Below are 11802 nucleotides of genomic sequence, written 5' to 3' on the forward strand. Positions count from 1 at the left end.
GCTCAGGACAGCACTTTCCAGCTTATAGACTGCGCCAAAATCAATAGAAATCCACTGAGGATCTGATGACTCCGACTCCCATCTCGTATTGCCCGCTCCATCTACAGCGTTAGCTGCTGGTTGATTGCCTGATGATGCAGCAGCAGCTTTATGAAGAGCAATGTTTGCGGCAGCCGTCTTCACCTGCTGCTGCACCTCGCTGATGCCGTATCCTGCTGCGGCAACGGTGATGAGATACGTTTTGACACTTGTAAATAAATCTGCATTAAGCTTGATTTTTCCTGCCTCAACCGTATAGCTGCTGCTCTGGACAGCTGCACCGTCAATCGTAAGCTGCGTAATTGCGGCACGCCAAGCAGGAGAGTCTGCAAATGTCAGCTCAATTGTCTGTCCGACTTTGTTTTCAGTCGAATCGGCCACTAATACCGGTGGTGCTGCTACTTCACGAATAGCGACATTATCAATGTAAATCGTATGCTCGCCATCAGGCGTAACAAAAGCACCATTTACGACGTTGCCAAGCAAAAACTTAAGAGTCATATCCACGTTGCTATTTGGTCGCAAACTTTTCTTATAAGCGGCAGCTGAATCACTAGTCAGATTAAAATGTACGCTTTCAGTGTTGTTGTATCCACCCAGCTCCACTGCTATCGGACGATTTACCGTTGACCATGCGTTAAAGGAAAGCTCATAGGATTTGCCTGCCTCTAGCTTGATTCCGCTTTGGTTAAACTGTGTGGACCAGCCTACAGGAACATTCCATTCTGGGTGCATGCCCCCATGGTAATAGATGTCGATTTGGGCAACACCATCTTTAGGTGTATATTTCGAATCTCCCCCATCACCAAACCAATGCACCCAGTTAGCTGACCCATTCGTCATTCCACCGTTTAGTACAAGGTTTCCATCTGCTGCAAGCATTAATTGATTAACACTTGTATCCGCAAAGCCCGTCGATTTGACATTAATCGTATATAATTGATCGCTTGCAAAAACAGATGGATCAATCATGATGCTGCCAGGCTGAAGGGTATAATTTGCACCAGCAAATACAGCTCCATTCACTTCAATTGCACTAATCGCCGTTCTCCAGGCTTCGTTATCTACAAAACGGATTTCTACCGCGCTCCCTACTAGGTTATCCGTTTTATCTGGTATTAAGGTTGGCGGGCGCAGCATTGGCGCATCCTTCAYCTCCAGCACAACATTATCAAAGAAAATGTCATGCGGTGCAGCTGCACTTTTTGGAGTTTTGCCAAGTAAAAATTTAAGAGCGACATTATCATCGGTCATCATCTTAAATGTAAATTCAAAATGCTGCATCGAAGGCGTCAGCATCAAAGGTCCCGTATAAAAACGCCGTGTATAACCAGCATTTTCGAGAGCCGCTTCAATGTCCCGTGCTACCGTCGAACTCGCATCAAAAGAGAGCAAATACGTCATCCCCTTGGAAAGCTTAAGGTTCGACTGGTTAAACATCACGTTCCAGGCTTCCCCTCCTACGTTTGTTACCGCTATTTTTGCAGCTCCATTCGATTCCGTGAATGCTGCTGTACCTCCTTGCGTAAACGGCTCCCAGCCGCTTAGCCCATTGGAGAAATCTCCATTCTTAAGCGGAAACAAATCGACGCCTGTAAAATCAACATTCAAATTTGTTGTGCGAATAAGCTTAATGTTATCCAGCTGAACCCCAGCGTTGCTGCCGCCTAACAAAAACTCAAGCTGCGCTTCCTCGTCTGTTACGTTAGGAGGCATCGTAAATGAGAGCTTATGCGAACTATTCGATGTATCTAGCTGAATCGCGTGTGGACCTGAATAAATCGTTGATCCGTCTTTTCTCTTAAGCTGTACGGTAATGGTCCGAGCGGCCGAAGCTTCTGCATCAAAAGTCAGCTCATACGAATCCTTTTGCAGCAGATTAATGCCCTGTTGGGTTAGTTTTATAGACGAAGCATTAGTACCACCATCAGAAATATTAACGTTTAACCTGCGCAATAATGGATCTACACTGATGTCAGCAGCAGCCGAATCCGTTATTTTTGTGTTCCAATAGAGCAGACGATCCATCGTCCCTAGATCAAAACCTCCATTGTAAATGTGATTGCCGTTATTCAGTGGAGCTTTTGCAGCACTTGGTTCAATTAACTCATCGATTTCCTCTAAATGAACATTTCCGATCCACACATCATTTACGTTTTGACCTAAATTGAATTCCAACCTCGCAGCAGCATTTGTTTTGTCTGACATGAGGAAGCGATACTCATAATTCCCGACCTGATCCTTCAAGGATGCTTCAAAGTTGTCGGAATAAATTCCCCAGCCGCTGTTCGCATCGCCGCCAAACTTCAAGCTCATGCTGCGCGGCGCTGATGCCTTTGCATCAAAGCTAATTTTGTAGGCCTGGCCTTTAACAAGCGTTACATACTGGACAAGCTGCAAGGAATATGGCACATTCCCGCCATTCGAAATGTCTACTTTGGCAAATGGTGACCCGTCAATCGGATCAACCGAAACCTCACCCGCTCCGCCAAATTCAGCCCCATGAAGGAAATTCCAGTAATTCATATCTATTACCGGATTTTCTACTGTGATGTTCTTAACGCCATGAGTATAAGCAGGATCATAAATGAAATTGCCATCTACAGCCGCTTTCCCATTTTGCGGGAACGAATCCTTTACAAGCATCGGTTCAACAGGCACCTTGTAAGGTCTGCCAGTAAGGTCTGCCAGTAAGCTCATAAGCACGCACATAGTCAATCTCCATCTGAGCTGACAACAAGGAAGGATCAGGCTTCAACCCGCCGTCATAATTGCCTCCTACAGCTAGATTGAGAATAATGTAAAACTCCTTATCAAATGGTGCTGGAAAAGCATATTTTTCGGGTTGATCTGCTCCCCAGCTATTCCAATCATTAAGCGTTTGAAACAAATTCCCATCCACATACCAGCGCAGCTCACCTGGTTCCCACTCTAAAGAATAAGTATGGTAACCCGTGATGTCCTCACCTTGGGGAAATTCATACTGCGCACCGGTAATTTTGTTATTAGGAGCATTTTTGCCAAAATGAATGGTACCATCAACTTCACCTGGCACTCGTCCTCTAGCTTCCATAATGTCAATTTCACCTGAGGAAGCCCATCCGCCGTATTCACTGTCCTTCGGCATCATCCAAAACGCCGGCCATAAGCCTTGACCCGCAGGGAGCTTAATCCGCGCTTCGAATTTGCCATAAGCTTTGCTGAAGGTTGGACTGGTCCAAAGCCGGCCTGACGTATATTGTTTACCGCCAAAATTCTCTTTTTTGGCTTTGATAATCATTTGGCCATTCTCGATCTTTATATTTTCTTTCTTATAAAACTGCAGCTCGTTATTGCCCCAGTCGCCTACGCCATACTCACTGCCGTTGCCAAGCTGATACGCCCACTTGTCAAGATCGACACCGTTTGTATCCAGATTATCTCCTACGCTGTCAAACTCATCATTCCATACGAGACTCCATATGTTTTTCTCTTGAATACTTTGGATCACTTGAGTAAGCTCATAACCAGTTGACCTAATCATGATGGTGTATGATTTAACTGCACTGAATTGGTTCTTATCGATTGTTAGCTTTCCTGAGGCAAGCTGATACGCTTCTTTAGGAAGCTTAGATTCATCGACAAATACATCAGTTATCGCATTTCTCCAAGCCTCATTATCATTAAAGGTAATGTCGATATTTTGACCCAATTCATTATCGGATACATCTTTTGAAATTACTGGAGGAAGCAGCAGCATAATATCATTTGAGCTGCGAGCCTTCTCGCCTGCTGCTTCCTTAGCTCCTTTCAGTTCAAGATGCACATTGTCGATAAATACGTCATGTGCCGCAGAAGGAGCATCAGGCTGCACTCCAAAAAGCAGTTTATAGGTTGCGTTGTCATCCTTTGCCATAGTGAACTCGTAGCTGTACTTTTTAGTAACCGTATCAAGCTGCAGCTTTTCATTTAAGAAACGATTATATGCGCTGTTCTCAACAACCGCTTCAATGGTTCGCGGCGAAGTTGCTCTGGCCAAAAAGGTAACGACATACGTTTTGCCTTTAACTAGCGCCAATGAGCCCTGCTGCAAAACAATATCCCACGCATTCAAGCCAGCGTTCGCTATCGCGACTTTCACCGCACCATTGTCATCTGTAATGGCTGCTCTCGAGGGGCCATCATAAATGCCCTGAATATGTGTGCTCCAATCCTGCATTCCTGCATCAAAATATCCATTTTTGACCAAGAAGGCTTTACTTCGTGCATCCTGCTGCTCCACATGTATGTTGTCAACAAATACATCATGCTCGCCTATCACAGTTGCACCGTCCAGTTTACCTAGCAGCAGCTTAAACGTCGGCGTAATGTCGCTCTGAACAAGCAGCTCGTAGCTGAACGTTTGTTTCGTCTGCGTCAATTGCACCTTTTTGGACAAATAACGCGTGCTGCCTACTTCAATAACAATTTCCATTTCACGGTTTTTGGATGAACTTGCATCTAACGTTACCATATACGTTTTGCCTTTAAATAGATTAATATTATTTTGCATCAGCATGACGTCCCAAGGATTAACACCTTCGCTCGCAATCGCAATCTTCATCTCTTCGTTCTGAGCGTTAAAGTCCGCGCTTGAGCCCCATCCGTCATAACGTCCCTGCACATGCTCGCTCCAACTCACCTTGCCACTCGAGAAGTCGCCATTTTTCACCGGAAATTGATCTGCCAGCGCCAATTCGCCCGTGTTGTTGTTAGTCAATCGAATCATCTTAATATCGTCTAAATAAATGTCAGCCTGATGGCCGCCTAATAAAAATACCAACTGTCCATTACTATCGTTGGACTGCTCCATCGCAAACTGAAATGTATACTCCTTCATCTCGGATGCAAGCGAGATCGTCTCTGGAGCGGCATAGGCCGTACCATCTGATTTGTACACACCAATCTGAATGGTGCGTGCAGTAGCTGCTCTAGCCTTAAATGTTACCTTATAATCGTTTTCTTTCAGTAGATTGATACCCGACTGCGTAAGCGAGATCGACTTAGGCTCTGTTTCGCCATCAAGATTCGATATTTTAAGTTCTCTAGTTTCAGCATTCACCGATGCTGCAGCGTTGCCTCCAGCCTTATTGAAATTCCAATAAGTCAGACGATCGATTCGACCTAGGTCGAAGCTGCCGTTATACACATGATTGCCGTTCAACGGCTCTTTAGGGTCGTTATCATGAAACGGATCTGGGGAGGCGGTTTCTTCAACCTTCACATTGCCGATCCAGACCGGATTCGTGCTTAGTCCAAGGTTGAATTCGAGTCTAGCCAGCGTATCCGTCTCGGCACCCATTTGGAATATCATTTCATAGGATTGGATATTGTTTGTCAGCTTTACATCCATAATATCGGAGTAAGTCGTCCAGCCGCGTGTTTCCCCGCCGCCAAATTTGACGGTCGCATTTCGATTTGCATTCGATTTAGCGTCAAAAGTAAGCTTATACCATCTGCCTTTACCAAGCGTTACATTCTGAATGAGTTGAACCGCATGTATGGCATTCCCGCTGCTCGTAATATCCGCCTTGGCATAATTTACACCATTTAAAGCTTCAACAGAAATCGAGCCGTTACCTTGGAATGTGCTTACATGTACAAAATTCCAATAATTCGTATCTAAAGCTTGATTCGCCTCAGCAATGGTTGTGAACGGCTTGCTGTAGCTATTATCATGAATAAAATTACCTGCAATCGGTTCTTTATATTGATCTGGATATGGCTCTGAGTCGACGCTAGGCTCTACAGGCGTCTTATACGGTCTGCCAGTTAGCTCATAGACACGAACATAGTCGACTTCCATTTTCACTGGCAGCAGTGATGAGTCGGGTGTTATCCCACCGTCAAAATTACCGCCAACGGCCAAGTTCAAAATCATGTAAAACGGCTTATCAAACGGAGCGGGAAACGCATATTTTGCAGGTTGATCTGCTCCCCAGCTATCCCAATTATTAAGCTTCTGGAATAATTGTCCGTCAACATACCAACGAATTTCACCAGGCTCCCACTCTACACCGTAAGTGTGATAGTCGGTAATATCCGTTTCTTCTCCAAAAATGTAATCTGCACTTTTTGACTTGTTTGCCGGCCAGTTTTTACCGTAATGAATGGCTCCGCCGACTTTTTCCGGTAAGCGGCCGCGCGCTTCCATAATATCGAGTTCTCCAGATGAAGCCCAAACCCCATACTCGCTATCCTTCGGCATCATCCAGAAGGCAGGCCAAATGCCGTTACCTACCGGCAGCTTCATGCGAGCTTCAAATTTTCCATACGTTTTATTAAAGGTAGGCTCTGTATATAGTCTGCCTGATGTATATTTCTTTCCGCCAAAACCATCATCGTCAGCGGTGATCGTTAATTTCCCGTCCGCCACCTTAATATTTTCGGAGCGATAATACTGTTCTTCATTGTTCCCCCAGCCATCAAGGCCATATTGAGAGCCCGTGCCTAACTGATAAGCCCATTTGTCGAGGTTAACGCCATTTGTATCAACGTTGTCGCCACTTCCATCAAATTCATCATTCCATACAAGCTCCCATTCATCCACAGGTGCTGTTGTTGGTGTCGCCGTCGGTTCTGTCGTAGGTGAAGGTGTCGGTGAGTTTGTCGGTGCTGCTGTTGGAGTTGGTTGCGGAGTCGTTTGACCGCCACCACCGCTTTGACCTGAGCCAGACGGTTGTCCTGTTTTTACAATTCCGTTCTGAACAGTGACATCACTGCTTTTGCCTAAGCTATTTCCATTTAATGTCGTGCTTGAACCTGTATTAACCATTTGATTTACAGTACCATTTACCTGAATTGTCGTTCCTTCAGCTGTATCCGAAATCGTAAGTAATTGACTGCTTGCTCCAGCATCAATTTGTATATCAGATCCCGTTTCCACAATAAGCTGCTGCACCTGCGAAGAGCCTGTGAGTTCGACGCGTACTTTTCCAGCAGGTTTATTCACAATAAGCTTATTCAGCTTCGAATTTATAAAATGAATGCTGTTGATTCCGCCCCCATTGATGTAGACCGTTCCTTTCACATCCACATCCGTTAAATAGACATCGCCTTCGCCAATTCCCTGCGTTAAGAACAAATCCTTATCGATAGCAGTTTTGTTGATCTTTACTCCCGCTGTATTTACGACAGCATTTCCGGCTATTTTCAAATTTTCATAGGTGCCAGCTGCATTAATGATTTCACCAGCAATTCGGTCAAGCAATGTGATGGCCTCTGCACGAGTAATCGGTTTTTTCGGCCGAATGGTTTGATCCGGATAACCCGTTATGTATCCTCCTGCCAGCAGTTGCTCTAACGGTGCTTTTGCATAAGCTTGTACTTGATTATAATCCGTAAAGCTAGATAGCTGATTCCCATCTACCGCAGCCTGCTTAAACAGTTCAGCTGTTATTTTCGCAGCCTCCTGCCTCGTAAGTGGCGCGTCAGGCTTAAAGCTGCCATCCGGGTAACCGGTAATCACTCCAGCTTCCAACGCAGCAGCAACCTGCTTGCTGTACCAAGCGTCAGCGGCTACATCTGTAAAGGTATTCGAGCCTTTAGCTTCAAACTGAAAGATCGTATGAACCAGCTTTGTAAATTCAGCTCTCGTCACTTGACGATCAGGCTGCAAGCTCCCATCCGGATATCCGCTAAGCATCCCCTTAGAAATCCATTTTTCCAGCACTTTCTCGCCCCAATGCGCCGTTCCCTTCTCATCTGTGGCTGTCGCCGCACTGACAGCTGGCAAGCTGCTTGTGAGCATCATGAACACCAATATTATGGAGATAAACCGTTTATTCATGCTTCTCCTACATCCTTTCCGGATTATGAAATAAAATGATAACGCTTACTTGTCTTGTCAAGGAAACAGCCTGCCCCTTACAGCTAAATGATAAACTGCAACGTGACAGACTGTTTTCTCTATCTATTAAACTTTTACATGATGCCTCAGCTGAAAATAACTCCTTATTTTACGCTGTTGTACCAATCGTTAACTTCTTTTGTAATTTGTTCGCCGCCTGATTTTTTCCAGTTTTCAACCATCGTGTCGAACGAATCTACCGGTTGTTGCCCATATACGATTTTGCTGAACGTTTCATTAAGCAGCTTGTTCAGAAGCTCGTTTTTACTTTGCATCGTTTCCGTCAAAGGACCCATGTAGTAGTTTTTCATGCGGATCGAATTTTGGTCCATAACCACTTTCATCGCATCTGTATTCTCTTTTAGACGTGTATTAAACTCTTGTTTCTCGTATGGCGTTACCGGCTCTGCGCCGCCAGCAAGCTTAACATGCGTTTCTGCATAAAGAGTAGGAATACGAGCGCCTTCAAAAGTGAGCGTGTAGTAGAGCGGTGGTGCTGTTTGATCCTTCAAACCAGGGAATAGGTCTGGGTATTTTGCAATATCCGCAGTAATAGAGCCGTCTGGAAGTGTTGCATAATCATAACCTTCTGCGAAGCCCTTCTCGAATTCGCTGCCCGGCTGCGGGTTAGCCATATTATCGAAGAACCAGTTATAGTAGTGTAAAATAGCTTCAGGATTTTTAGCTTTTTTGTTTACGAATACATAACCGTTTGCTGGCGGGTTGCCGCCTGCGGAACCAATTTTGCCGTCTGGACCAGCAGGAATTGGATACGCTTTATATTTTGCGCCAGGAACGTTGTTCAGAAGATCTGGGAAAGGCCATGCTGGAAGCCAGTTTGGTCCAAAAATAATTCCCGCTTCGCCTTTAGTAAACAATTCCGAGCCCGTTGATTCATCAAGCAATGCTGAATCTTGTGAAATGTAGCCTTTGTCTAACCATTCTTTTAATTTTGTTAATGCATCTTTAGCTGCTGGATTGATCGAACCATGTGCCAAAGATCCATCCGCTGCTTGATTCCATTGACCAGGCATTGTGCCATAAGCACCAAACACGAAGCCGATATCAGTCATCCAGTTAGCGAAGCCATTTTTGAAGCCCGTTGCAAGGCCAATTGTATCTGCTTTGCTGTCTCCATCTGGATCATTCTTAACGAATGCTTCCATAACCGTTTCCATTTCTGCAAGCGTTGTTGGAGCCTTAAGGTTAAGCTTTGTCAGCCAATCCTCACGAATCCACATGACATGATCAGCGTTGTAGGCATAATCTAGAATAGGCAAGGCCATTTTGTCAGCGCCCCGGCTAATTGGCAGCCAGATGGTTGGATCAAGATCAAGGCCTGCTTTGTAAGTATCGTTCGCGTATTTGTCGACCAAATCGCCTACCGGCATAAATTGACCGGAGTCGATCAACATATTAACCGTTTCCATATCTCCGCGGTAAGTGACAACATCCGGCATTTCCTCACCTGATGACAGCATAAGGCGAAGCTTTGTTTTGTATGCATCATTCGTATTCGTTACAACCCAGTTGTATTTAATGTCAATGCCAAGTCTTTCTTTGATAAGACGAGTATGAACATTATCCTCAATGGACTCGCCTTCTTTGAAGATTGAACCATTTTGGTTAAGACCCCAAACTGTCGTTAACGTAATTGGTGTCGTATACTTGCCATCCGCAAAGCCTTCAGTGCTTCCTTCTTCAACCTTGGCTGGTTCGTTGCTCGCTTTGTTTGTTGCTGACGGACTGTTAGTCCCCTTGTTCGTGTTGTTTCCAGAACAAGCTGCGATTGCGAGCATAAATGATAGTACCAATAAGACCGAAAGCGACTTCTTCATGCCTTTACCCCCGTAAGTTAATTTTTGTTATTATTAACGATATTTGTAATATCGCTTGTTACCAATATACAGCTCGCTTTACAGCTCCGAAAGACCATAATTTTGTTATTGATGCCTTTTTCTTGCACTATTCTTTGACAGCCCCCATGATGATGCCTTTCACGAAATATCGCTGTAAAAAGGGGTATACAAGCAGTATCGGCAACGTACCAATGAAGATTTGCGCGGATTTAACGGTACGCTGCGAGATATGCTTAAGCTCGTTGACATCGGGATTTATTTTATTAAAATCCTGCTGTACAATGATCGTTTGCAAAAAGGTTGCTAATGGATATTTTCTATAATCTGTAATATATAACAATCCATCAAACCATGAATTCCAATGTGTAACCATGGTAAACAATGAAATCGTAGCTAAAGCCGGCATTGAAATGGGTAAAAATATACTCCAAAGCGTTCGGAACTGTCCTGCTCCATCCATGAGCGAAGCTTCCTCCAGCTCCTTCGGTACTGCCCGGAAAAAGTTCATTAGAAGCACCATATTAAATACGTTGATCGCCCCTGGCAGAATAAGCGCCCAAATCGAGTTCATTAAATCCAAGTTGCGAATAAGCATGTACGAAGGAACAATACCACCACTGAACAACATCGTAAAGAGAAAATACCACGTATAGACCGAACGGCTCTTAAATGTCCGTCCATCTTTGGATAATGCATAACCCGCTAGAATCATCAAAGTCATGCCGACGAGCGTGCCGAGCGCCGTACGCTTAAAACCTACAAAAAGAGCATTGTGAAAATTATCGTTATTCAGCGTTTTGGAATAGGCTTCAAAGTTGAAGCCGATCGGCCATAGCTTGACCAGATTCGCGTTGGCTGGCGAGCTGGCGCTTAAGCTTACAGCTAGAATATGAACGAGCGGAATAATACAAGAAATACAAATGATCGCGAGCAAAATATAGTTAAATACTGAAAAAGCTTTATAACCTGTTGTTTTGTGATACATGCTTTTTCTCGCCCCTCTCTTTCCTAGAAAATTCGATAACCTGCGTATTTGTATGCCATTCGGTAAGAGAAGACGATCATGATCAAACCGATTAGTGATTTAAACAAACCAACAGCTGTTCCAAAGCTGTATTGACCATTCAATATCGCTGTCCGATAGACGAACGTATCGATAATGTCTCCCTTATCGTATACAAGCGAATTGTATAGATTGAAAATTTGATCGAAGCCCCCGTTCAAAATATTGCCGAGGGACAACGTGCCTACGACAACTGCGATTGGAATCATCGACGGAACCGTGATGTGCAGCGTCTGCTTCCAGCGCGTGGCGCCATCCACCTCAGCCGCTTCGTACAATGAAGGATTTACACCCGCCAATGCCGCAAGAAACACGATGGTGTTAAAACCGAAGTTTTGCCAAATATCGCTTACGATAACGGTAAAACGGAACCAATCCCCGTTCCCAAGCCAAAATACGGAATCTATGCCGAGACTGTTGAGCATCTGATTCACGATTCCTTTACTGCCCAGCATGTCAGTAAGGATCGCACCTAAAATTACCCATGATATAAAATGCGGCAAGTACACCAAAGTTTGTACCACTCGCTTGAACAGCATTTTTCGAACCTCATTAAGCAGAATCGCGAACGTGAACGGCACGATTAAGCCAAAAACGATCTTTAAGCCCGAAATGATTAACGTGTTCCAAATGACCTGTTTGCTGTCTGGATACTCAAACATAAAGCGGAAGTGCTCCAGTCCAACAAGCTTCGAATGAAACATGCCGTTATAAGGTTTAAAATCCTGAAAGGCCATAATTAACCCGCTCATTGGTACATAAGCAAATATAAAGGTAACAATAGCCGCCGGAAGCAGCATGAGATGCAAGGGCCAAGTACGGCTAAATAGTTCTCTCGCTCTTTTATCCTTTTGTTGTCTTTGTTCTGGTTCTTGCTGCAGCGGTTTGTTTAGCGCACTTTCCACTGTTCTGCCCCTTTCCAAACAAAATTTGATTTGAGTTTTTTCATCTCTCCTGTATGATTAATTTTACCA

At 44.5% G+C, this 11802-nt stretch carries 5 protein-coding genes; all 5 read right to left on the reverse strand.

Annotated elements, in window-relative coordinates:
- A partial coding sequence (locus AC1DPK_RS16355; RefSeq protein ID WP_477511051.1) for a carbohydrate binding domain-containing protein occupies positions 1-2739 on the reverse strand: 2739 nt, incomplete at its 3' end.
- Positions 2690-7846, reverse strand: coding sequence for a family 16 glycosylhydrolase (locus AC1DPK_RS16360; protein ID WP_477510997.1), 5157 nt, complete (start codon positions 7844-7846; stop codon positions 2690-2692). The genes AC1DPK_RS16360 and AC1DPK_RS16355, both read right to left, overlap by 50 nt.
- A gap of 164 nt (positions 7847-8010) precedes the next feature.
- On the reverse strand, positions 8011-9744 hold the full coding sequence (locus AC1DPK_RS16365; RefSeq protein WP_477510998.1) for an extracellular solute-binding protein: 1734 nt from the start codon (positions 9742-9744) through the stop codon (positions 8011-8013).
- Positions 9745-9871: 127 nt separating this feature from the next.
- Entirely contained in the window at positions 9872-10750 is an 879-nt protein-coding gene (locus AC1DPK_RS16370) for a carbohydrate ABC transporter permease (RefSeq protein ID WP_441962930.1), read from the reverse strand.
- A 23-nt stretch (positions 10751-10773) separates the two neighbouring features.
- The gene (locus AC1DPK_RS16375; protein ID WP_477511052.1) at positions 10774-11628 is read right to left on the reverse strand and encodes an ABC transporter permease; all 855 of its coding nucleotides are present in this window, start codon (positions 11626-11628) and stop codon (positions 10774-10776) included.
- Between the last annotated feature and the right edge of the window lie 174 nt (positions 11629-11802).

The organism is Paenibacillus sp. 01T424, from assembly GCF_056398745.1.